A 22620-nucleotide genomic window follows, 5' to 3' on the forward strand; every position below is an offset into this window, starting at 1 on the left:
GGCTCGCGTTCCCTTATTCGGCCGGCACGGCGATGGCCGTCGAATGGGCTTTGGGCTGGCGGGCCACGGTGGCCCAGAGGTTATAGGCCATGATGATCCCGCCGACGAGGTAGAGGACCCCGCCCAGGGCGCGCACCACGTTCATCGCGAACTTGGCCTGCACGGTGTCGGCGAAGGCGTTGACCAGGAAGCCTTGGCTATCGACCTCGCGCCACATCAGGCCTTCCATGATGCCCGACACCCACATGGAGGCGGCGTAGAGAACCAGGCCGATGGTCGCCAACCAGAAGTGCCAGCTGACCAGCGACAGGCTGTAGAGGCGTTCCCGGCCCCACAGGCGCGGCGTCAGGTAATACAGCGCGCCGAAGGTGATCATGCCGTTCCAGCCCAGGGCGCCGGAATGGACGTGGCCGATGGTCCAGTCGGTATAGTGGCTCAGCGAGTTGACGGCCTTGATCGACATCATCGGGCCCTCGAAGGTCGCCATGCCGTAGAAGCCGACGGACACCACCATCATGCGCAGGATCGGGTCGGTGCGCAGCTTGTCCCAGGCCCCCGACAGCGTCATCAGGCCGTTGATCATGCCGCCCCACGAGGGCATCCACAGCATGATCGAGAACACCATCCCCAGCGTCGAGGCCCAGTCGGGCAGCGCGGTATAGTGCAGGTGGTGCGGACCCGCCCAGATATAAAGGAAGATCAGTGCCCAGAAGTGGATGATCGACAGCTTGTAGCTATAGACCGGGCGCTCGGCCTGCTTCGGGATGAAGTAGTACATCATCCCCAGGAAGCCCGCGGTCAGGAAGAAGCCCACGGCGTTGTGGCCATACCACCACTGCACCATCGCGTCCTGCACGCCCGAGAAGACCTGGACCGACTTCGATCCGAAGATGCTGACCGGCACGGACAGGTTGTTGACGATGTGCAGCATCGCGATGGTCACGATGAAGGCCAGGTAGAACCAGTTTGCGACGTAGATATGGGGTTCCTTGCGCTTGATCACGGTGCCCAGGAACACGGCCAGATAGGCCACCCAGACCACCGTCAGCCACCAGTCCACATACCATTCGGGCTCGGCGTATTCCTTGGACTGCGTGGCGCCCGCGATATAACCGGTCGCGGCCAGCACGATGAACAGGTTGTAGCCCCAGAAGACGAACCAGGCCAGGTTGCCGCCCCACAGCCGCGCGGCCGAGGTGCGCTGCACGATATAGAACGAGGTCGCGATCAGCGCGTTGCCCCCGAAGGCAAAGATCACCGCCGAGGTGTGCAGCGGGCGCAGCTTGCCGAAGTTCGTGTAGCCCTGCGTCAGGTCCGACAGGTTCAGCGCCGGGAAGGCCAGCTGGAAGGCGATGACCACGCCGACCAGGAAACCGACAACGCCCCAGAACGCCGTTGCGGCCACGCCGAAGCGGACCACATCGTCCATGTATTGCGAGGTATCGACCGCGCGCACCGGCTCATCGACCCGGCGCAGGGCCCAGACGAACATTCCCGCCGCCACAAGCATGACGACCAGAGCGTTGACCATATAGGCCGGATCGCGCGCAAGGTTCGCGCCGATCGCGGCTGCCAGGGCGATGAGACCCAGCAAGATCAGCTTCACATAATTCCACATGGCTTTTATCCGCGTTCCTTCATCAAAGGGAGCCGGGCAGCGCGAATCGCCGCAAGGATGGCCTCCTCGTTGGGATCGGAGATAAGGGAACGGGACGACACGGAACCTTGATCTGCGTCAAATCCGGCGGTTTGATTCCGATCAAGGCCGCAGGCCGGCAACAGCGCCATGCTGCCCCCAACCTGACCAGAGGAGTCCGTCATGGGTTACAAGAGCATCCTCACCATCCTGTCCGACCAGCGGCAACTGCCCCAGCTTGATGCGGCAGCCGCCCTGGCCGCGCGCGAGGATGGCCACCTGTCGGTGCTGAGCCTTGGTCTCGATCATACGCAGGTGGGTTACTACTTTCCGGGCGGCACGCCCTATGCCTTTCAGGACGCCATCGACATGGCGATGGAACAGGCCGAATCGCTGGACCAGACCGTGCGCCATCACCTGGCCCGCTTTGGCGACCTCCGCTGGTCCTCCGAGGCCGTGGTGGCCCAGATCGGCGGCATCGCGAACCTTGTGGGCATGCGCGCCCGCTTTTCCGACCTGACGGTTCTTGGCCGCCCCTATGGCGAGGACGCGCCCGGAGAGGCCGAGGCCGTGGTCGAGGCCGCGCTGTTCGAGGGCGGCTGCCCGATCCTGGTGCTGCCGGGAAACGACCTGCCCGCCGATCCGCCGGGAAAGGTGCTGGTGGCCTGGAACCAGTCGCTGGAGGCGCTGGCCGCCGTGCGCCGCGCCCTGCCCCTGCTGCGGGCCGCAGCCTCGGTCGAGATCACGATCATCGACCCGCGCCGCAGCGCCGACGGGACGGAACCGGGCGCGCCCCTGGCGCAGTTGCTGACGCGCCATGGCGTTCATGCCGACATCACCGTGCTGGCGCGCACGGCGGCCACGATCAGCGACGAGCTGAACCGCCGCGCGACCGAGATCGCCGCCGACCTGGTGGTGATGGGCGCCTATGGCCATTCGCGCTTCCGCCAGGCCATCCTGGGCGGGGCGACGCGCAACATGCTGGAAAAGGCGCGCGTGCCGGTCTTCATGGCCCGCTGAACGGCCGCGGCCGGTTCAGGCGAGCAGCCGCGCCCCGTCATGGCCCGCGATGCGCAGATCCATCAGCGCGCCTTCGGGCTGGTCGCTGGCAAAGGCCACCTCGGTGAACTGCTCGGTCCGGCCAAGGCGCGGGCCTTCGGTCAGGACGCGATGCATTTGGCCGACCTGCCGGTCCAGATGCGCGCGCAGGGCAGCCTCGCCTGCCGCGCGCAGCCGGGCGGCGCGGTCGCGGATCACCGGGCCTTTCACCGCGGGCATCCGCGCGGCGGGCGTGCCCTTGCGGGGCGAGAAGGGGAAGACATGCAGGAAGGTCAGCCCGCAATCCTCGACCAGCTTCACGCTGTTCTCGAACATCGCGTCGGTTTCGGTGGGGAAGCCCGCGATGATGTCGGCGCCGAAGACAATGTCGGGGCGCAGGCGGCGGGCCTCCTCGCAGAAGCGGATCGCATCGTCGCGCAGGTGGCGGCGCTTCATCCGCTTCAGGATCATGTCGTCGCCCGCCTGCAGGGACAGGTGCAGATGCGGCATCAGGCGGGGTTCGGTGGCGATGGCCAGCATCAGGTTCTCGTCCGCCTCGATCGAATCGATCGAGCTGATGCGCAGGCGCGGCAGGTCGGGCACCAACCGCAGGATCCGCATGACCAGATCGCCCAGGCGTGGCGTGCCCGGCAGGTCGGCGCCCCAGCTTGTCAGGTCTACGCCGGTCAGCACGACCTCGTTGAAGCCACGGCCCACCAGGCGCTTGATCTGTTCGACGACCACGCCCGCGGGCACCGACCGCGAATTGCCGCGGCCAAAGGGGATGATGCAGAAGGTGCAGCGATGGTCGCAGCCGTTCTGGACCTGGACATAGGCACGGTGACGGCCGAAGCCGTCGATCAGGTGGCCCGCCGTTTCCTTGACCGACATGATGTCGTCGACGCGGATCTTCTCGGTCTCGCCGATCAGGTCGGGCGCGCGCAGGCTTTGCCACGTTTTGGGCTGCATCTTCTCGTGATTGCCGATCACGCGCGTGACCTCGGGCATGGCGGCGAAGGTCTCGGGCTCGGTCTGGGCGGCGCAGCCGGTCACGATCACCGGGGCGCCGGGGTTTTCGCGCGCCAGGCGGCGGATCTCCTGGCGGGCCTTGCGCACGGCCTCGGCGGTAACGGCGCAGGTGTTGACCACCACGGCGCCGGACAGGCCCGCGGCCTCGGCCATCTCGCGCATCGCCTCGGTCTCATAGGCGTTGAGGCGGCAGCCCAGGGTGGAAAAAACCGGCGCGCTCATTGCGACAGCCATTCCGGGGTCAGCACGCCCGAAAAGACATGCGCCGTCGGCCCTTCCATCCAGACGCCGTCGTCGCGCCAGTCGATATGCAGCACGCCCCCTGGCACGTTCACGGCGACGCGCCGCCCGGTCAGCCCACGCCGGGCCGCGGCCACCGCCGCCGCGCAGGAACATGACCCCGAGGCCAGCGTCGGCCCGGTGCCGCGTTCCCAGATGCGCAGGATGATCTCGTCGCGCGAGACGACCTGCACGACCTCGACATTGGTGCGCTGCGGGTAAAGCGGATGATGCTCCATCGCGGGGCCGAAGGCGGCCAGATCGACCGCTGCCGCGTCGTCCACGAAAAAGGTCACATGCGGGTTGCCCATCCCGGTTGCGACAGGATCGCCCTCGATCGGCAGGTGGTCGATGTCCACGTCCCGCGCCAGCGGGATCGCCCGCCAGTCCAGAACGGGCGGACCCATGTTGACGCGCGTCAGGCCGTTGCCCGCATCCTCGGCCAGCAGGAGGCCGTGATCGGTGCGCAGGCTCAGCCGGTCGCGGCCGGTCTGGTCCATGACATGGCGCGCGATGCAGCGCGTGGCATTGCCGCAGGCGGAACTGGGCGAGCCGTCCGCGTTCCAGAACCGCAGCCGCACATCGGCGCTTTCGTCATCCTGAATGATCGCCAACTGATCGAAGCCCACCCCGCGATTGCGGTCGGCGATGCGCGCGATCACACCCGCCGCCGGCACTTCACCGCCGGCGCGCAGGTCGAGAACGACGAAATCGTTGCCAAGCCCATGCATCTTCATGAAGGGCAGGCTGGTCGCGGGAATGCTGTTCATGCGGGGCATATAATCGCTGCGGAAAATTTCCGCCAGTGCCGATGATTTTTCCGCTTGACGCTCCCGGCAGCCCCCCCTAGTAAGCCCCCCATGTTGGGCCCGTAGCTCAGTTGGTAGAGCAACTGACTTTTAATCAGTGGGTCACAGGTTCGAATCCTGTCGGGCTCACCATCACAACATCAAGGGCCTGGGCCGAAATGCCCAGGCCCTGATTTTTTGTCCGAACGCCCGGCATCCCCTTCCCTGCCCGCCGTCCACCGGCCCGCCAAATGCAAACGGGCGCGCATTGCTGCGCGCCCGGTATCTGGCTTGGGAACCCGGCCTACTCGGCCGGGACGGCCGCCGGCTCCTCGACATCCATGATCGGATGCGGCAGGTGCGCCAGCATTTCCTTGGGGCAAAGCTGCAGGAAGTTGGTCTTCTCGACATCCCAGTCCGCCAGGATCTCGGCCGCGCGGCGGGATTCGGTTTCCTTGAGGTGCCGTTCGATCAGGCCTTTCAGCTGGTTTTCCCAATGCTCCTTCGTGACAGCGCACATCACCAGCGTTTCCGGGTTGATGTAGTCGCGCGCCACCTCGTTCGGGTCATACAGGTAGGCCATGCCGCCGGTCATGCCCGCGCCGAAGTTCGTGCCGATCCGGCCAAGGATCACCGCGACGCCGCCGGTCATGTATTCGCAGCCGTTCGACCCGCAGCCCTCGATCACCACCTTGGCGCCCGAGTTCCTGACGGCGAAGCGTTCGCCCGCGCGGCCCGCCGCGAACAGATAGCCATCCGTCGCGCCGTAAAGGACCGTGTTGCCGATGATCGTGTTGTTCGCAGCCACCAGCGGGCTTGCCATCGGCGGACGCACCACGATGGTGCCGCCCGACAGGCCCTTGCCCACATAGTCGTTGGCGTCGCCCGACACCTCGATCTTCAACCCGGGCGCGGCAAAGGCGCCCAGCGACTGCCCCGCCGATCCCGTCAGGCGGATCGTCAGGTGGTCGGGCTGCAGGTTGTTGCGCATCCCGAACTTCTGCACGATCAGCGACGACGTGCGGGTGCCGATGGTGCGCAGCGTGTTCCGCACCGCATAGGACAGCTGCATCTTCTCGCCATCCTCGAAGAAGCGGGCGGCGTCCTTGACGATCTCGGCGTCCAGCGTGTCCATCACGGCATTGCGGGGCTTGGACCGGTCATAGACGATCTTCTCCGCCCCATCGACCGTGATCAGAAGCGGGTTCAGGTCCAAGTCGTCCAGATGCGCGGCGCCCCGGCTGACCTGGGTCAGCAGGTCGGCGCGGCCGATCACCTCGTCCAGGCTGCGCGCGCCGATCGAGGCCAGGATCTCGCGGACCTCCTGCGCATAGAAGGTGATCAGGTTGACCACCTTGTCGGCGCTGCCGGTGAACATGGCGCGCAGGCGTTCGTCCTGCGTGCAGACGCCCACCGGGCAGGTGTTCGACTGGCACTGGCGGACCATGATGCAGCCCATGGCGATCAGGGCGGCGGTGCCGATGCCGTATTCCTCGGCCCCCATCATTGCGGCCATGACGATGTCGCGGCCGGTGCGCAGGCCGCCGTCGGTGCGCAGCGTCACGCGTTCGCGCAGGCGGTTCATGGCAAGGACCTGATGCGCCTCGGTCAGGCCCATCTCCCAGGGCAGGCCCGCGAACTTGATCGAAGTCGCGGGGCTGGCCCCGGTGCCGCCATTGTGGCCCGAGATCAGGATGATGTCCGCCTTGGCCTTGGCCACGCCCGCCGCGATGGTGCCCACGCCCGAGGATGCCACCAGCTTCACCGTGATCTTGGCGCGCGGGTTGATCTGCTTCAGGTCATAGATCAGCTGCGCCAGATCCTCGATCGAATAGATGTCGTGATGCGGCGGAGGCGAGATCAGCGTCACGCCCTTGGTCGAATGGCGCAGGCGCGCGATCAGGTCGGTGACCTTCATGCCGGGCAGCTGCCCGCCCTCGCCGGGTTTGGCCCCTTGGGCGACCTTGATCTCCAGTTCCTCGCAGGCGTTCAGGTATTCGGCGGTGACGCCGAAGCGGCCCGAGGCGACCTGCTTGATCTTAGCGCAGGGGTTGTCGCCATTGGGCAGCGGGTGCGAATGCGCCGGATCCTCGCCGCCCTCGCCCGAATCGGACTTGGCGCCGATGCGGTTCATCGCGATGTTTAGCGTCATGTGCGCCTCGGGCGACAAGGCCCCCAGCGACATGCCCGGCATCACGAAGCGCTTGCGGATCGAGGTGATCGATTCGACTTCCTCGATCGGGACCGGCTTGCCCAGCGGCTTGATGTCCAGCAGGTCGCGGATGTGGATCGGCGGGTTGGCCCGCATGGCGGCGCTGTATTGCTTCCAGACATCGTAGGACGCCTTGTCGCAGGCCACCTGCAGCAGCTTCATGGTGCTGGCTTCCCAAGCGTGCTTCTCGCCCGAGCGGCGCATCTTGTAGAAGCCGCCGACCGGGAGCAGATCCACATGGCCGCTGTGGAAGGCCTTGTCGTGCAGCTCCTCAAGGTCGGACTGCAGCCCGTGCAACCCGATGCCCGAGATGCGGCTGTGCATGCCGGGGAAATATTCGGCCACCATCGCGCGGGACAGGCCCACGGCCTCGAAGTTCAGACCGCCGCGATAGGACGAGATGACCGAGATCCCCATCTTCGCCATGATCTTCAGCAGGCCCGCGTCCACCGCATCGCGGTAACGGCGCATGTTGTCGATCAGGGTGCCGGGCAGCAGGCCGCGCTCGATCCGGTCCTGGATCGAATCCTGGGCCAGGTAGGGGTTCACCGTGGTCGCGCCGCAGCCGATCAGCACGGCGAAGTAATGCGGGTCGATGCATTCGGCCGACCGCACGTTCAGCGAACAGAAGGTCCGCAGCCCCTTGCGGGTCAGCCAGCTGTGGACGGCGCTGGTCGCCAGGATCATCGGCATGGCAACGCGATCAGGCCCCTGCGCCTCGTCCGTCAGCACCAGATGGCCCGCGCCGGAACGCACGGCATCCTCGGCTTCGGCGCGGATGCGGGCCAGCCCCTCGGCCAGGGCCTCGGTCCCCGCGCCATCGGGGAAGGTGCAGTCGATCCGCGTCACCGCCTCGCCGAACATGCGGGTCATTTCCGCGAATTCGCCATTGGCGACGAAGGGGCTTTCCAGGATCAGGATCTCGGCCTGGCTGCTCGATTCATCCAGCACGTTCTTGAGGTTGCCGAACCGCGTCTTGAGCGACATCACCCGGGTTTCGCGAAGCGAGTCGATCGGCGGGTTCGTGACCTGGCTGAAGTTCTGGCGGAAGAAATGGCTCATCGGGCGGTACTGGTTCGACAGGACCGCCGGCGGCGTGTCGTCGCCCATGGATGCAATGGATTCCTTGCCGTCCTCGGCCATGGGCGACAGGACGTGCTCCAGCTCCTCCAGGGTATAGCCCGCGGCGGTCTGGCGGCGGCGCAGTTCCTCGCCGCTGAAATGCACCTGCTCGGGCAGTTCGCGCATGATGTCGTTCAGGTCCACGACCTTCTCGATCCATTCGCCGAAGGGCTGGCTGCCCGCCAGGCGGTCCTTGATGGCGCTGTCGTGATAAAGCTTGCCGTCCCACATATCGACGGCGATCATCTGGCCGGGGCCAAGCGCGCCCTTCTCGCGGACGTTCATCTCGTCGACCGGCACCATGCCGACCTCGGATCCGGCGATCAGCAGGTTGTCCGAGGTCACGACATAGCGCATCGGCCGCAACCCGTTGCGGTCAAGCCCGCCGCAAACCCAGCGGCCATCGGTCATCGCCAGGGCGGCGGGGCCGTCCCAGGGCTCCATCACGGCGTTGCAATAGGCATACATGTCGGCCCAGGCCTTGGGCATGTCGGTGGTGGCCTTGGACCAGCTTTCCGGGACCAGCATGGTCTTGGTCATCGGCGCCGAACGGCCCGACCGCACCATCACCTCGAACACCGCATCCAGCGCGGCCGAATCCGACGATCCTGCCGGCACGATCGGCTTGATGTCCTCGGCCATGTCGCCGAAGGCGCTGGAGGCCATGCGGATCTCGTGGCTGCGCAGCCAGTTGAGGTTGCCCTTCAGCGTGTTGATCTCGCCGTTATGGGCCAGCATGCGGAAGGGCTGCGCCAGCCACCATTGCGGGAAGGTGTTGGTCGAATAGCGCTGGTGATAGATGGCGAAGGCCGACTCGAAGCGCTCGTCCTTCAGGTCGGGATAGAATTCGGCCACCTGTTCGGCCAGCATCATGCCCTTGTAGATGATCGACCGGCAGGACAGCGAGCAGAAGTAAAGGCCCGCGACCTGCGCCGCGATGGCCGCGCGTTCGATGCGGCGGCGGATGATGTAAAGCTCACGCTCGAACCGGACCTGGTCGATGTCCTTTTCGCAGCGGATCAGGATCTGCTCGATCTCGGGGCGGGTGGCGTTGGCCTTTTCGCCCAGCACGGAGGTGTTCACCGGGACGTGGCGCCAGCCGTAGATATAGTGGCCCATGCGCAGGACCTCGGATTCCACGATGGTCCGGCAGGCTTCCTGGGCGGCGAAGTTGGTGCGCGGCAGGAAGACCTGGCCCACGGCGATCAGCTTGTTCTGATCCGGCTCGTGGCCGGTGCGGCGCACCTGGTCATAGAAGAAGGGGACCGGGATCTGCACATGGATGCCCGCGCCGTCGCCGGTCTTGCCATCGGCATCGACCGCGCCGCGGTGCCAGATCGCCTTCAGCGCGTCGATCCCCGCCTGCACCACCTTGCGGCTGGCCTTGCCGCCGATGTTGACCACCAGGCCCACGCCGCAGGACGAATGCTCGTCATCCTCGCGATACAGGCTGTTCTTGGCCATCCAGTCGCGACGGGCCTGTTCTTCCTGCTGCCAATCCTTGCTCATGAGCGGACCCTTTCGTCGGTAAGCTGCGTCAGCAACTGATCGCAGTCGTATTGCGGTGTGGTGTCCCCGAAGCCTTTCTCGCCCGGAAAGGCGAAGGTGACGGGGCTGTCATTGGTTTCCTGCCGCTGGCCGGTCCAGTCGGACTGGGTTTCGATCCCGCCGTAAAAGCGGCCCGTCTTGCGGCTGACGAACTGCTGGCCGCTGCGTTCGATCAGCAGTTCGCCGTCTGCGCCATAGGTCTTCAGCTGAAAGCGGGTCAGCTCCAGCTCCTGGCCGTCGATCACCGCACTCTCGCCGGTCAGGACATCCTGGCCCACGTGGCGCAGCCGTTCGCCGGTATTGGATTCGGTCCAGAAGTCGAAATCGTCGGTGCCCGTCTTCAGCAGCGTCTGGAAGCTCGCGTGATCCTTGGACCGCTCGACCAGCACATCGACCAGACCGGTATTCGGGTCGCTGCTTTCCATCCAACGCGTTTCGGCATCGATGCGCGACAGGTGCCGCAGCCCGTCCTCGCCAAAGATCGCGCTGCGCTGGTCGCCCGCGGGATCGGCGTCGCAGCGGTAATACTGCACGACCGAGCAGCCGCGGTTCTGGACCGTGGCTTCCAGCCGGCAGCCCTGAGGCGGGGTGAAGCTTGCGGCGTGACCGGGCAGCGCGGCCAGCAAGGCCAGCGCCGCTCCGGGTATCGCGATGATCCTGCGCATCATCGCCCCATCCTCATTCCGCGGCCACGCGCGCCTCGCCGGTCAGGTAACCGGCGATGGATTCGGCGGCCTCGCGCCCGTCGCGGATCGCCCAGACGACCAGGCTTGCACCGCGCACGATGTCGCCCACCGCGAAGACGCCGGGCAGGCTGGTGTGGTGGGTCTGGAAATTGGCCTTGATCGTGCCCCAGCGGGTCACCTCCAGCCCATCCACGCCCCACAGCCTGGGCAGGTCCTCGGGCTCGAAGCCCAGGGCCTTGATCACCAGGTCGGCGGGCTCGTCGTAATCGGCGCCCTCGATCAGTTCGGGCGACTGGCGACCCGTCACGTCCGGCGCGCCAAGGCGCATCTTCTGGATGCCGACCGAGGCGATCTGCGTCACGGTCCGCACGGGGCCGTCCACGTCGGCTTCCTGGTTGGCGGCAAAGTCGCCGGTGACATGGCCGATGAACTTGCCCGGCGCCGACATCCAGACGAATTCCACGCCTTCTTCCTCGGCGTTCTGGACCTCGCGCTGCGAGCCCGGCATGTTGGCGCGGTCGCGGCGATACAGGCACTTGACCGACAGCGCGCCCTGGCGGATCGCGGTGCGCACGCAGTCCATGGCGGTGTCGCCGCCGCCCACGACGATGACGCGCTTGCCCCTGGCGTTCAGCTCGCCGTCGGTGAAATCGGGAACCTCGTCGCCGAAATCGACCTTGTTCGAGGCCGTCAGATAGTCGATGGCCCGCACCACGCCGCCGGCATTGGCGTTGTCGATGTCCAGGTCGCGGGTCTTGTAGACGCCCGTCGCGATCAGAACCGCGTCATGCTTGCCGCGGATCGCGTCGAAGCTGATATCCTCGCCCACGTTGCAGTTCAGCACGAATTCGACGCCGCTCTCCTCCAGCCACCGGTTGCGGCGCAGGACCACGTCCTTTTCCAGCTTGAAGCCGGGGATGCCATAGGTCATCAGCCCGCCCGCCCGGTCATAGCGGTCGTAAACGGTGACCTGGAAGCCCCGCGCGCGCAGCATATGCGCCGCGGACAGGCCGCCGGGACCCGCACCGATGATGCCGACCGATTCAGCGCGTTCCTGATCTGGCTGGACGGGCTTGATCCAGCCCTGCTCCCAGGCGGTGTCGTTGATGTACTTTTCCACCGCGCCGATGGTGACGGTGCCGTGGCCCGACTGCTCGATCACGCAGTTGCCCTCGCACAGGCGGTCCTGCGGGCAGATGCGGCCGCAAATCTCGGGAAGGGTGCTGGTCGCCTGGCTGACCTGATAGGCCTCGAACAGGCGCCCCTCGGCCGTCAGGCGCAGCCAGTCGGGGATGTTGTTGTGCAGCGGGCAATGTGACTGGCAATAGGGCACGCCGCACTGGCTGCAGCGGCTGGCCTGCTCGGCCGCCTTGGCGGCCGCGAATTCGCGGTAGATCTCGTGGAAGTCCTCGCTGCGCTCCGCGGCCGAACGTTTCTCGGGCATCTCGCGCGGGGTCGAGACGAACTTGAGCATCTTCTGCGTGGCCATCGCTGCGCACCTTCCAATAACAGGAACTTCCGCAGCCCCAATAAACCAAGGGCATAAAGATGAAAAGTCAGCAAGACTGACCTAAACCGGTTATTTCCCGCTTAGCGCTTTAATTTCTGCGCCACGCAGCCAGATATTAGGTCATCCTTCCTTACCTACCTGCCAAAAGCGCTGCCAGAACAACGCCTCCCACGATGATCCGCCACCAGCCGAACAGGGCATAGCCATGCTTCGAGACATAGCCCAGCAGCCAGCGCACGACGATCAGGGCGCTGACAAAGGCTGCGACAAAGCCCACGGCGATGTTGCCGAGGGCGCTGGCATCCAGGATGTCACGATTCTTGAAAAGGTCATAGGCAAATGCCCCCAGCATGGTCGGCATGGCCAGAAAGAACGAAAATTCCGCGGCCGAACGCTTATCCGCGCCCAGAAGCAGCCCGCCGACGATGGTGGCGCCCGATCGCGACACGCCGGGGATCATCGCCAGGCACTGGATCAGGCCAATCTTGAAGGCCATCGACAAGGGAAAATCTTCGGCCCGCGTATAGACCGGGTGCCGCGCCGTCCGGTCCACCCAAAGCAGCACCACCCCGCCCAGGATCAGCATGACAGCGATCAGCATCGGGGTTTCGAACAGCACCGTCTTGATGAAGTCATGCGCCAGCACGCCCACCCCCACCGCGGGCGCGAAGGCCAGCAGCACCGCCGCGACAAAGCGCCGTGCATCCGCGTCACGCGGGGCTGCCGCCAGGATCTGCAGGATTCGCGTCGCATAGACGCCCAGGATCGCCAGCACCGCGCCCAACTGGATCAGCACCTCGAAGGTGCGGCCGGGCGAATCGAAGCCCATGAAATGGCCGGCCAGCAGGATATGCCCGGTCGAGGACACGGGAATGAACTCGGTCAGTCCTTCGAGAATCCCGAGGACGGCCGCGACAATGGTATTTGGCTCCATCAGTGGGTGCGCAGGTTCTTGGCAGACCGCTTGATCGCCTCGTACTGCCCGGACGGGCGGAAGCGCCACAGGTATTGGTCGATCACCGCATCCGCCGCGACCGGCTGGATGCCCAGATCGGCAAAGCCCCTGGCATCCGGCGAGACCACGTTGTCCCGTTTCAGCAGCGCCAGCTGGTCGCGCGTCAGGACCGAATTGGTGAACAGCCCTCCCGTTACGAACTGCAGGATGCCCAGCACGCGCGCGCCGATGCCCGCCAGCCAGAAGGGCATGTTGACCAGCCCCCGGCGGCGTATGGTCGCCTTCAGAACCTGGCCCATGATCTCCTTCATGGTCAGCACGTCCGGCCCGCCCAACTCATAGATGCCGGGCGCGGCCTCGCCGGTGGCGCCCTTGACGGCCGCCAGCGCCACGTCATCGACGAAGACCGGCTGCATCCGCACCTTGCCGCCGACGATCGGCAGCACGGGGCCAAGCCGCGTCATCGCGGCAAAGCGGTTATAGAACTTGTCGTCCGGGCCGAACATGACCGAGGGGCGCAGGATCACCGCATCGGGACGGTGCTTCAGCACCGCGGCCTCGCCCCGTGCCTTGCCGGCGACATAGGCGCTGTCCGAAGCGGCATCGACCCCGATGCCCGAGACATGGACGATCCGCGCCACGCCCATCTCGGCCGAGATGCGGGCGATGTTCTCGGCCCCCTGCTCGAAGACGGACTTGAAGTTGCTCTTGCCCTTGGGGGACAGGATGTTGACGCAGTTGACCACCGCATCGGCCTCGGACATGGCGGCCCGCACCGACAGTTCGTCGCGGATGTTGCACATCACCGGCTGGACCTGGCCGACACTGCCATAGGTACGGGTGAACAGCGCCTCGTCCGGGCGGCGGACGGCGATGCGGACGCGCCAGCCCCGCTTGGCCATCAGGCGCGCGACCTGCCGGCCCAGAAAGCCCGACCCGCCGAAAATCGTGACCAGTTTCGCCATGGGCGTCTCGCCTCCTTCATGCCGATGCTGCCTGCTCCATACCGAAGGCCGCGCGGCGCGACAAGGCGGACAGGCCGGGCTTTGCAGGGCCGAACGGGCACCGGAGAAGATTTTCGCAAGATTTCTGCGGGAACCCCATTGACGCCCCCCGCGACTGCCTTTAGAGACCCGCCTCACACCAGTTGGCCCAGATGGCGGAATTGGTAGACGCGCACGGTTCAGGTCCGTGTGCCGCAAGGCGTGGAGGTTCGAGTCCTCTTCTGGGCACCATAAAAAGCCCCCGGAAAACTTCGGTTTTCCGGGGGCTTTTTCTTTTCCTGGCAGGTGCCGGGCCGGCATGGGGCGACATGGGGGGCGGGACCGACGCCCGCCCCGCCTGTTTCAGAACTGCCTGCCGATGGCGCGGTCCACCGAGAACCGGCCGCCGCCATGGGCCACGAAATACAGCGTGATCGACAGCCACAGCAGCGAGGTCTCGGCCCCGCCGAAGCCTTCGGCCTGCACGACCCAGTGGAACCAGGTGGTGACGCAGAGCACGATCGAGCAGGCAAAGGCCGCCGGGCGCGTCAGCAGGCCCAGGACCAGCATCAGGCCGCCAAAGAACTCGGTCGCGGCCAGCAGCGGCGCCCAGAACCAGCCGGGATGGAAGCCCAGGCCCTCGACCATGCCGATGCGGGCCATCGGATCAAGGATCTTGGGCCAGCCATGGACCATGAAGGCGGCGCCGGCGATGACGCGCATGTAAAGCACCGTCAGCGGCGCCAGCGTGGCGTAAAGCCCTTGCAGTTTCGGAATGACATAGGGGGTGTGGGTGGTGTTGTAGTCGCTCATGATGATCTCCAGCAGCTTGCGGCCGGGATGCGGCGCAAGGATACGGTTCTTTGCCCCTGAGGGGCGCGGGAAATTGCGAATCGAGAGATCAGGCGCGCGGCGGCCGCCAGGGGATCGTCCAGCGGGCACCGGCCAGGACGACCGCGCCGAATGGCGCGCGGACCTCCGAACCCGGCTGCACGGGACCGTCGGCGCCTTCGGCAGGCACCAGACAGACGAAGCAGATCCCCTGCTTCTTGGCCGCCTCGGCCCCGGCTCCGGGCAGGCCCGCGGCATAGCACATGTCATCGGCGCGGATCTGCGAACTGCAGGGGGGCCGCGTGATATCCGCGCCTGCCACGGTGACGGACATCGCCAGAAGCGATACCATCAGCATGAATGTGGCAATAAATCTCATCCCGGGCGGCCGGATCGTTGCGGATGGCCAGGGTATGGCGCAGCCCGCCGCCGCCTTTCAAGCCTTTTCCGCCCCTTGCCATCACAAGCGCGAAAGCGGACCCTGCCCTTGCCGTTTGAAGGGCACAGCCTTGAAAGGAGAACATCATGTCTGAACTGATCGTGATCGCATTCGACGACGAGGCCACCGGGTTCGAACTGCGGGCCGAACTGGTGAAGATGCAGCAGGATTACCTGATCGAGATGGAGGATGCGGTGGTCGTCACCCGCCCTTCCGAGGACGACATCAAGCTGCACCAGGCGGTGAACCTGACCGCCGCAGGCGCGCTTGGCGGCGGCTTCTGGGGCACGTTCATCGGGCTCATCTTCCTGAACCCGCTGCTGGGGGCGGCGGTCGGCGCGGCCTCGGGCGCCCTTGCGGGCCGGTTGACCGACGTGGGCATCAACGACGACTTCATGCGCGGCACGGCCCGCGCCCTGGCGCCCGGCGGATCGGCGGTCTTCGTGCTGGTGCGCAAGATGACGGCGGACAAGGTGCTGGACCGGCTGCAATCCTTCCACCACCGTGGCCGTGTCCTGCAAACCTCGCTGTCGCAGGAAGACGAGGACCGGCTGCGGGACGCCCTGTCGGGCGGCAGCCTGGTGCCGCGGGTTCCGCCCGCCACGCCTCCCGCGACGCCCATCACGGGCGCTTGACGCAAGGCGGGGCCGCGTGAGACACGCGGCCCATGGTCTTTCGCCTTTTGTTCAGCCCCCCGGACGCCGGACCCGAGGCGCCCGCGCCAGCCATCCGCCGGCGGCCGCTGCGCCGCCTGCGGATCTGGGCGCGCTGGCTGGCGCTGCGCTTCCTGGCGCTGATGGTCGGGCTGGTCATGTTCTATGCCCTGATCAACCCGCCCACCACCTGGACCATCGTGGCGGAAGCCACCGCCCCGCGCCACTGGGTCGATATCGAGGACATCGCCCCCGCCATGCGCCGGTCGGTCGTCGCGGCCGAGGATGCGAATTTCTGCCTGCACTGGGGCTTCGACATGGTGGAAATCCGCAGGGTCGTGGCCTCGGGGTCGTCGCGGGGGGCATCGACCCTGACCCAGCAGACCGCCAAGAACGTGTTCCTGTGGCAGGGGCGCAGCTGGACGCGCAAGGTTCTGGAAACCGCCTTCACGCCGATGATCGAGGCCTTCTGGTCCAAGCGGCGCATCCTGGAAGTCTATCTGAACGTCGCCGAGTTCGGGCCGGGGATCTTCGGGATCGAGGCTGCCGCGCGCGAATATTACGGCACGACGCCCGACAGGCTGACGCCCGTTCAGGCCGCGCGGCTGGCCGCCGTCCTGCCCGCACCCAAGACGCGCAGCCCCCGCGCCTCAGGCCGGTCGCGGGCAATTGCCGACGGCGCCGCTACCATTGAGCGGGATGGGCGCGCCGACTGCTTCCAGACCCCCCGCGCCGGTTGAATAGCGGGGGTTGCAGGCTTATCAAGGATGCCGTCGTGACAAGAAGGTCCAGAAGCAGGCGATGAACAGCAACACCCAGACCACCCGGCTTTACCATTCGGCCCTGTCGCCTTTCTGCCGCAAGGTGCGGCTGGTGCTGGGCGAAAAGAAGATCGAGGTCGAGCTGGTCGAGGAACGGTATTGGGAAAGCCCGCCCGACCTGAAGCGCCGCAACCCGGCCGGAAAGCTGCCTGTCCTGCGCCATCGCGGCAACATGCTGGCCGAAAGCCAGGCAATCGTCGAATACCTGGACGAGGCCATTCCCTCGCCCGCGCTGATGCCCACCACGCCCTTGGAACGCCACGAGGTGCGCCGCCTTTGCGCCTGGTTCGACGACAAGTTCAACACCGAGGTCACCGTCCCCATCCTGACCGAGCGGGTCTGGAAGAAGATCACCCGCCAGGGCTATCCCGACAGCCGCGTGGTCAAGGACGGGCTGCGCGCGATCAAGGACCATATCGACTATCTGACCACGCTGCTGGAAACCCGCCGCTGGCTGGCGGGCAACAGCCTGTCGCTGGCTGATTTCACGGCGGCGGCGCATTTTTCCTGCCTGGATTACATCTCGGACGTGGACTGGGACCGGTCGGACATCCTGCGCGACTGGTATGCGACGATCAAGTCGCGCCCGGCCTTCCGGTCGATCCTGGCCGACCAGGTGCCGGGCATCCACCCGGCCCCCCATTATGCCGAGCTTGATTTCGGATAAGCCCGGGGGCGCTTCGCCCCCCGGACCCCCAGAGGATATTTGGGCCAAAGTGAAAGAGCGTCTGGCCGCCGAGGCCGAGTCGGTCGGCTTTTCGCGGATGCGGGTCACGACGCCCGGCGCGGTGCCCGAGATCGCGGAACGCCTGCAGCAGTTCCTGGAAGCCGGTCGGCACGGGCAGATGCAGTGGATGGCCGAGCGGACCCATTGGCGCGGCGATCCCACGGCCCTCTGGCCCGAGGCCCGGTCGGTGATCGTGCTGGCCGAGCTTTACACGCCCGAACACGATCCCCTAGCGGTGCTGGACCAGCCTGACCGGGCGGCGATCAGCGTCTATGCCCAAGGGCGCGACTACCACGACCTGGTCAAGAAGCGGCTGAAGCGGCTTGGCCGCTGGCTGCTGGAGCAGGCGCCGGGCGAGGAGATCAAGGTCTTCGTCGATACCGCTCCGGTGATGGAAAAGCCGCTGGCGCAGGCGGCGGGCATGGGCTGGCAGGGCAAGCACACCAACCTTCTGTCGCGCGAGCTGGGAAGCTGGTTCTTCCTGGGCTCGATCTTCACGACCGTTCCCCTGCCCCCGGACCCGCCCGAGCGTTCCCATTGCGGGTCCTGCCGCGCCTGCCTGGACGCCTGTCCGACCGGCGCCTTTCCCGCGCCCTTCCAGCTGGATGCCCGGCGCTGCATTTCCTACCTAACGATCGAGCACAAGGGCCCGGTCGATCCCGAACTGCGCCCCTTGATGGGCAACCGCATCTATGGCTGCGACGACTGTCTTGCGGTCTGCCCCTGGAACAAGTTCGCGCAAACCGGGTCCGAGATGCGTTATCGCGGCATCGTCGATTCGCCGCCCCTGGCGGAGCTTGCCCTGCTGGACGACGCAGGTTTCCGGGAACGCTTCTCGGGCAGCCCGATCAAGCGCATCGGCCGCGACCGCTTCGTGCGCAACGTGCTTTATGCCATCGGCAATTCCGGGCGGGAGGACTTGGCCGGGGTGGCGCGCGATCTTGCGGGCGACGCCGATCCGGCCGTGGCGGATGCGGCCCGCTGGGCCCTGGGGCGCTTGTCGCGGGCCTGAGGCATCACAGCAGGAAGTCATCGCGGTCGAGGTCGATGCGGCCCAGAAGCCGCAAAAGGAAATCGGCCTGCCCGTCGCCGTCCAGATCCGCCATGACGCGCGTTTCATTGCCGACATGTTGCCAGCGGAGCTGACGGGCGGCGCTGAAGGCGGCATCGTCGACAAAGCCAAGCCTCAGGGCGCTCAGGTCCAGGTCGTCGATCCCGGCGGTGAAATCGGGGATCACGTCGGCCAGGCTTTGGGGGCTGTCGGCGCGAGACAGGAAGCGGAAGACATCGGCCTCGGTCCCGCCCGTCAGCAGGTCGGCCCCGGTCCCGCCGACCAGCGTATCCCTGCCCGCGCCGCCCGCCAGCGTGTCCCGGCCGTCCCCGCCCGACAGGAGGTCGTTCCCGCCATCGCCCGTCAGCCGGTCGAGCCCTGCCCCGCCCTGGAGCGCGTCATTGCCAAGCCCGCCAAGCAGGACATCGTTGCCCCCATCGCCCCAGAGCATGTCGTTGCCGGCATCCCCCCACAGCGTATCGGCGCCAAGCTGGCCCCACAGGCGATCGTCGCCCAGGCCCCCGCGCAGGGCATCCTGGCCCAAGCCGCCGCGCAGCGCGTCGTTGCCGGCATCCCCGTTCAGCCGGTCGTTGCCCGACCCGGCGGTCAGCGTGTCGTTGCCCGCCCCACCCCACAGGATGTTGTTGCCCAACAGATCCTGCAGGACATCATTCCCGGCGTCACCGAACAGGGTGTCGCTCCCGCCGTCTCCGTTCAGCCGGTCGTTGCCCGACCCTGCCCGCAAGGCGTCATCGCCAAGCCCGCCCCCCAGCGTGTCGCGTCCCGGACCAGCCAGCAGCGTATCGTTGCCCAGGCCCCCGAGAAGCAGGTTGTCGCCCGACAGATCGCGCAGGTCGTCATGGCCAGCCTCGCCGTTCAGGCGGTCGTTTCCTGCATCGCCAGACAGGCGGTCATTGCCTGCCCCGCCAAGCAGGCTGTCGTTGCCCGTTCCGCCGATCAGCCAGTCGATCCCCGCGCCTGCGCGCAAGGTGTCATTACCCGCCTCGCCATACAGGCGGTTGTTGCCCAGAAGATCGGTCAGCGCGTCCTGGCCATCCTGCCCCTGCAGGGTGTCCTGTCCCAGACCGCCATTCAGGCGGTCGTTTCCGGCACCGCCATGCATCCGGTCATTTCCCGGCCCGCCATCCACCAGATCGTGGCCCGCCTCGCCAAAAAGCTGATCGGCGTCCCCCTCGCCCAGCAGCCGGTCGTTGCCCAGGCCCCCGCGCAGGATGTCATTGCCTGACAGGCCGTTCAGCAGATCGTTGCCCCCGTTCCCGCGCAGCAGGTCGTTGCCATCATTTCCCCACAGGCGGTCCATGCCCGCGCCCGCGACCAGCGTGTCGTTTCCCCGGCCGCCCTGCAGGACGTTGTCACCCGACAGATCCTCGAGGTAGTCGTTGTCATCCTCGCCCGAGAGGGCGTCGTTCCCGGCCTCTCCATACAGGCGGTCCGCCCCCGCCCCGCCATAAAGGAGGTCGTTGCCGCTGCCCCCGCGCAGCGTGTCACCGGCAAGGCCCCCATGCAGAAGATCGTTGCCGTCATGGGCCTGCAGGCTGTCGTTCCCCTCGTCCCCGAACAGGGTATCGTTGCCGCCCTGGCCCAGCAGGTGATCGTTGCCGGCGGCGCCGCGCAGCAGGTCGTGGCCCGCCTGGCCATGCACGGTATCGGCCCCCGCGCCTGCCGAAACGGTATCGTTGCCCGCCCCCCCGTGGATCGCGTCGGGGCCACCTGCGCCCAGCAGCCGATCGGCGGCATCAGAGCCGAAGACCCATTTGCCGACCGTGGTGGGCTGGTCCGAAGGATCCACCGTCACGGGATCCAGTTCGGGCAGCCAGTAATGCCCGATCGGAAACATGGCATTGCCGAAATCCGTGGGCACCAGGCCCTTGCCCGATGCGGTCCGGATTTCCAGGACCGAATTGCCATAAACGATCCGCATCCCCCAGGATTGCGGCGCAAAGCTGAGCTGCCAGGTGCTTCGGATCATGCCCAGCATCGACAGATCCAGCCGGTCCAGGCCCGGCTCGTAATCGGTGATCACCACGCGGCCGTCAAAGCGGGTGAGGGCGAAGACATCCGACCCCGCACCGCCGGTCAGCCTGATGTTGGCGGCAGCCGTTACCAGGATATCGTCGCCCGCACCGCCCTGAAGGGCGGTCGTGGCGGCAGCCGCGACCAGCAGGTCGTCACCCGCCGATCCGGTGACAGCCCCAGCCCCGGCGAAGCCGGTCGTGCCGATCGCGCCGGGGTCGATCACCAGCTGCGTCACCCCCGTTTCCCCGTCCGAGGTGACAAGCAGCAGGATCCTGCCGTCGATCACCTGCGCCTCGATGGCGCTGACCTTGGCCAATGTCGTGTCGGCGGTATCGAGGATGGTCTCCAGATGCAGCAGCCTGCCGTCGGGCAGCAGGGTAAAGAGGCTGATCCCGCCATCGGCCCCGCCCGCGATCACATAGCCGCGACCGTCCACCACCGCCGTCGCCAGCGCCGTCACCGACTGGAAGCGCGTGGTCAGTTCATCCACCACATGGTCGGTCGCCGTCAGCGTGCCAGCCTTGTCCACCCGGAACACCGACAAGGACGACGAGGTCGCGCCCGCCAGCACCACGAAGCTGCGCCCCCCGAACTGGAGGGCCGCGATGTCCGAGGGGATGTAATAGCCCGTCCCCTGGGCCGCGACATGCATCGCCCCCGGCCCCAGCACGCCATCCGCCCCGATCGCATGGGTCGAGACGAAATTGCCCAGGCCCGAGATGGCGACCAGCAGCCGCTGGCCATCGACGGTCATGGCGATGATCTTGTCCAGCGACGCCTCGGCCACGCCCTTTGGCATCGGCAGACTGACGGAGGAGACGGGCGCAAGGCTGCCGTCGCTGCCGATCCTGTGGACCTTCAGCACCAGCGAATCCTGGCTGGCCGAGAACAGGAACCGGCCTTGCGTGCTGATCATCTCGCCGCTGGCCGAAAGGTGGGCGCCGACCACGGGGGCGGGAAACAGCTGTGCGATGCCGCCAAGCCCGCCCGCGCCGTCCACCGACAGCCCCGCCACGCCCGCACCCGACATCCCCTCGACCAGCAGGCGGGTGCCGGACTGCATGTCCAGCACCGTCAGCGAGGGGGAAGCGTGATAGGAAAGGTTCGCCGGAAAGGCCTGGCCGCTGACCTGGGCCAGGGGGGCCAGGGGATCGCTGATGCGATAGCTGCTGACCCCGCCCCGCGCGTTGACGGCGAACAGCATCCAGCTTCCGCCGACCTCTGCCGTGGCAAGGTCCGCAACGCCAGACAACCATCGGGTTTGCGCGGCCCCATAGGTGGCCACGTGACGATAGGAGATCATCTTGTCCGTTGAATGCGCGTTTCAGCTGCAAGGCCACCGGGGCCGATGCTTAACAGAACCCTAAGACGCGCCTTCCGGACAACCGGCTTCTATCTGGAATTTAACGAAATCTTTAGATGTCGAAGGCCAGCGGGCCATAGATGATCAGGCCGGGCTGCACCACGTCGGATTTCTGCAGCATCTGCGCCAGATCGTCGATGGTGGTGCGGATCAGCCGCTGGTGGGGGTGGCCCACGGATTCGGCGAACAGCGCGGGCGTGTCGCCCGGCATGCCGTGGGCGCGAAGCCCCGCCGCCAGTTCGGGAAAGCTGCGCTGGCCCATGAAGACGACCGTGGTGACCGCCGGATCGGCAATGGCGGCCCAGTGGATGTCGTCCGGCAGCCGGCCCGTCACATCGGCACCGGTGATGAACTGCACCCGCCGCGCGGTCAGCCGCCGGGTCAGCGGGATCCCCGCCGCCGCCGCCGCCGCACTGGCCGAGGTGACGCCCGGCACGATCTCGAAGGGAATGCCGGCAGCGACAAGCGCCAGCAGTTCCTCCTCCAGCCGGCCGAAGAAGCCTGCATCGCCCGATTTCAGCCGCACCACGCGCCGCCCGGCCAGGGCATGTTCGACCAGCAGCGCGTTCACATGCTCTTGCCGGGCCGAGGGGCGGCCCGCGCGCTTGCCGACCGCGATCAGTTCGGCCTGGGCACCAGCATGATCCAGCACCGGGCCCGATGCGAGATCGTCGTAAAGCACCACATCGGCCCGGGCCAGGCGGTCCACGGCCTTCAGCGTCAGCAATTCGGGGTCACCCGGCCCGGCCGAGACAAGCGAGACAAAACCGGTCGGGGTGGCAGGATCGGACAAGGGGGCAGCTTTCGGGCAGGGATTTCAGCTATATCATCCGCATCGCGCCAGACAATGGCGCGGCCCGCAAACTTTCCGCCCGGCGCGGCGGGATCCGACCACTGAACGAAAGCTGTGCA

At 66.7% G+C, this 22620-nt stretch carries 17 protein-coding genes and 2 tRNA genes; 7 read left to right on the plus strand and 12 right to left on the minus strand.

Annotation, left to right across the window (positions count from 1 at the left end; translation table 11 throughout):
* Window positions 1-13: 13 nt before the first annotated feature.
* Entirely contained in the window at window positions 14-1618 is a 1605-nt protein-coding gene (ccoN, locus tag OU682_RS03030; protein WP_268940583.1) for a cytochrome-c oxidase, cbb3-type subunit I, read from the minus strand.
* A gap of 201 nt (window positions 1619-1819) precedes the next feature.
* On the opposite strand from ccoN, the gene OU682_RS03035 reads away from it, so the two are divergent.
* Window positions 1820-2656, plus strand: a complete 837-nt coding sequence (locus tag OU682_RS03035; RefSeq protein WP_268940584.1) for a universal stress protein — start codon at window positions 1820-1822, stop codon at window positions 2654-2656.
* 15 nt (window positions 2657-2671) lie between these two features.
* On the opposite strand, the gene mtaB is transcribed toward OU682_RS03035, so the two are convergent.
* Both mtaB and dapF read right to left on the minus strand, forming a co-directional pair.
* Window positions 2672-3925 carry a tRNA (N(6)-L-threonylcarbamoyladenosine(37)-C(2))-methylthiotransferase MtaB gene (gene mtaB, locus OU682_RS03040; RefSeq protein WP_268940585.1) on the minus strand — a complete coding sequence of 418 codons (1254 nt, stop codon included), beginning with the start codon at window positions 3923-3925 and terminating at the stop codon, window positions 2672-2674.
* Complete coding sequence (gene dapF, locus OU682_RS03045; protein ID WP_268940586.1) at window positions 3922-4761, minus strand: diaminopimelate epimerase; 840 nt, start codon at window positions 4759-4761, stop codon at window positions 3922-3924. Before dapF ends, mtaB begins: the two co-directional genes overlap by 4 nt.
* Window positions 4762-4847: 86 nt before the next feature.
* On the opposite strand from dapF, the gene OU682_RS03050 reads away from it, so the two are divergent.
* Window positions 4848-4923, plus strand: a tRNA-Lys gene (locus OU682_RS03050).
* 151 nt (window positions 4924-5074) lie between these two features.
* Here the strand turns inward: OU682_RS03050 and gltB are convergent.
* The 5 genes from gltB to OU682_RS03075 form a co-directional block, all read right to left on the minus strand.
* On the minus strand, window positions 5075-9613 hold the full coding sequence (gltB, locus tag OU682_RS03055) for a glutamate synthase large subunit (RefSeq protein ID WP_268940587.1): 4539 nt from the start codon (window positions 9611-9613) through the stop codon (window positions 5075-5077).
* Window positions 9610-10320 (minus strand): hypothetical protein, encoded by a 711-nt coding sequence (locus OU682_RS03060; RefSeq protein WP_268940588.1) that lies wholly within the window; start codon window positions 10318-10320, stop codon window positions 9610-9612. Before OU682_RS03060 ends, gltB begins: the two co-directional genes overlap by 4 nt.
* 10 nt (window positions 10321-10330) lie before the next feature.
* The gene (locus OU682_RS03065; RefSeq protein ID WP_268940589.1) at window positions 10331-11827 is read right to left on the minus strand and encodes an NAD(P)-dependent oxidoreductase; all 1497 of its coding nucleotides are present in this window, start codon (window positions 11825-11827) and stop codon (window positions 10331-10333) included.
* A gap of 151 nt (window positions 11828-11978) precedes the next feature.
* Complete coding sequence (locus tag OU682_RS03070) at window positions 11979-12782, minus strand: undecaprenyl-diphosphate phosphatase (RefSeq protein ID WP_371832195.1); 804 nt, start codon at window positions 12780-12782, stop codon at window positions 11979-11981.
* On the minus strand, window positions 12782-13768 hold the full coding sequence (locus OU682_RS03075; protein WP_268940590.1) for a complex I NDUFA9 subunit family protein: 987 nt from the start codon (window positions 13766-13768) through the stop codon (window positions 12782-12784). Before OU682_RS03075 ends, OU682_RS03070 begins: the two co-directional genes overlap by 1 nt.
* 185 nt (window positions 13769-13953) lie before the next feature.
* Between OU682_RS03075 and OU682_RS03080 the strand changes: the two genes are divergently transcribed.
* A tRNA-Leu gene (locus tag OU682_RS03080) sits at window positions 13954-14038 on the plus strand.
* A gap of 111 nt (window positions 14039-14149) precedes the next feature.
* Here OU682_RS03080 and OU682_RS03085 read toward each other — a convergent pair.
* On the minus strand, window positions 14150-14599 hold the full coding sequence (locus tag OU682_RS03085; RefSeq protein ID WP_268940591.1) for a DoxX family protein: 450 nt from the start codon (window positions 14597-14599) through the stop codon (window positions 14150-14152).
* A gap of 88 nt (window positions 14600-14687) precedes the next feature.
* Window positions 14688-14996: a hypothetical protein gene (locus tag OU682_RS03090; protein ID WP_268940592.1), complete on the minus strand. Its 309-nt coding sequence runs from the start codon at window positions 14994-14996 to the stop codon at window positions 14688-14690.
* A 146-nt stretch (window positions 14997-15142) separates the two neighbouring features.
* On the opposite strand from OU682_RS03090, the gene OU682_RS03095 reads away from it, so the two are divergent.
* The 4 genes from OU682_RS03095 (at window position 15143) to queG (ending at window position 18269) form a co-directional block, all read left to right on the plus strand.
* Window positions 15143-15691, plus strand: coding sequence for a DUF1269 domain-containing protein (locus tag OU682_RS03095; RefSeq protein WP_268940593.1), 549 nt, complete (start codon window positions 15143-15145; stop codon window positions 15689-15691).
* A 32-nt stretch (window positions 15692-15723) separates the two neighbouring features.
* Entirely contained in the window at window positions 15724-16449 is a 726-nt protein-coding gene (mtgA, locus tag OU682_RS03100) for a monofunctional biosynthetic peptidoglycan transglycosylase (protein ID WP_268940594.1), read from the plus strand.
* A 61-nt stretch (window positions 16450-16510) separates the two neighbouring features.
* A complete protein-coding gene (gene fzlA / locus OU682_RS03105) occupies window positions 16511-17197 on the plus strand; it encodes an FtsZ-binding protein FzlA (RefSeq protein WP_268940595.1) in 687 nt (228 codons plus the stop codon).
* Window positions 17198-17246: 49 nt separating this feature from the next.
* Window positions 17247-18269: a tRNA epoxyqueuosine(34) reductase QueG gene (gene queG / locus OU682_RS03110; RefSeq protein ID WP_268940596.1), complete on the plus strand. Its 1023-nt coding sequence runs from the start codon at window positions 17247-17249 to the stop codon at window positions 18267-18269.
* Between the two features lie 4 nt (window positions 18270-18273).
* On the opposite strand, the gene OU682_RS03115 is transcribed toward queG, so the two are convergent.
* The gene (locus OU682_RS03115) at window positions 18274-21648 is read right to left on the minus strand and encodes a M10 family metallopeptidase C-terminal domain-containing protein (protein WP_268940597.1); all 3375 of its coding nucleotides are present in this window, start codon (window positions 21646-21648) and stop codon (window positions 18274-18276) included.
* Between the two features lie 112 nt (window positions 21649-21760).
* A complete protein-coding gene (gene cobA / locus OU682_RS03120) occupies window positions 21761-22501 on the minus strand; it encodes a uroporphyrinogen-III C-methyltransferase (protein ID WP_268940598.1) in 741 nt (246 codons plus the stop codon).
* Window positions 22502-22620 lie beyond the last annotated feature (119 nt).

This window comes from Paracoccus benzoatiresistens (assembly GCF_026913015.1).
Classification (GTDB): Bacteria; Pseudomonadota; Alphaproteobacteria; order Rhodobacterales; family Rhodobacteraceae; genus Paracoccus; species Paracoccus benzoatiresistens.

Bases quoted from the DNA above. Each gene is read 5' to 3' on its own strand.
- OU682_RS03035 (WP_268940584.1), top strand. From the start codon at position 1,820: ATGGGTTACAAGAGCATCCTCACCATCCTGTCCGACCAGCGGCAACTG.
- mtgA (WP_268940594.1), top strand. From the start codon at position 15,724: ATGGTCTTTCGCCTTTTGTTCAGCCCCCCGGACGCCGGACCCGAGGCG.
- OU682_RS03095 (WP_268940593.1), top strand. From the start codon at position 15,143: ATGTCTGAACTGATCGTGATCGCATTCGACGACGAGGCCACCGGGTTC.
- OU682_RS03070 (WP_371832195.1), bottom strand. From the start codon at position 12,782: ATGGAGCCAAATACCATTGTCGCGGCCGTCCTCGGGATTCTCGAAGGA.
- mtaB (WP_268940585.1), bottom strand. From the start codon at position 3,925: ATGAGCGCGCCGGTTTTTTCCACCCTGGGCTGCCGCCTCAACGCCTAT.
- dapF (WP_268940586.1), bottom strand. From the start codon at position 4,761: ATGCCCCGCATGAACAGCATTCCCGCGACCAGCCTGCCCTTCATGAAG.
- fzlA (WP_268940595.1), top strand. From the start codon at position 16,511: ATGAACAGCAACACCCAGACCACCCGGCTTTACCATTCGGCCCTGTCG.
- OU682_RS03075 (WP_268940590.1), bottom strand. From the start codon at position 13,768: ATGGCGAAACTGGTCACGATTTTCGGCGGGTCGGGCTTTCTGGGCCGG.
- OU682_RS03065 (WP_268940589.1), bottom strand. From the start codon at position 11,827: ATGGCCACGCAGAAGATGCTCAAGTTCGTCTCGACCCCGCGCGAGATG.
- ccoN (WP_268940583.1), bottom strand. From the start codon at position 1,618: ATGTGGAATTATGTGAAGCTGATCTTGCTGGGTCTCATCGCCCTGGCA.
- OU682_RS03085 (WP_268940591.1), bottom strand. From the start codon at position 14,599: ATGAGCGACTACAACACCACCCACACCCCCTATGTCATTCCGAAACTG.
- gltB (WP_268940587.1), bottom strand. From the start codon at position 9,613: ATGAGCAAGGATTGGCAGCAGGAAGAACAGGCCCGTCGCGACTGGATG.
- OU682_RS03115 (WP_268940597.1), bottom strand. From the start codon at position 21,648: ATGATCTCCTATCGTCACGTGGCCACCTATGGGGCCGCGCAAACCCGA.
- OU682_RS03090 (WP_268940592.1), bottom strand. From the start codon at position 14,996: ATGAGATTTATTGCCACATTCATGCTGATGGTATCGCTTCTGGCGATG.
- OU682_RS03060 (WP_268940588.1), bottom strand. From the start codon at position 10,320: ATGATGCGCAGGATCATCGCGATACCCGGAGCGGCGCTGGCCTTGCTG.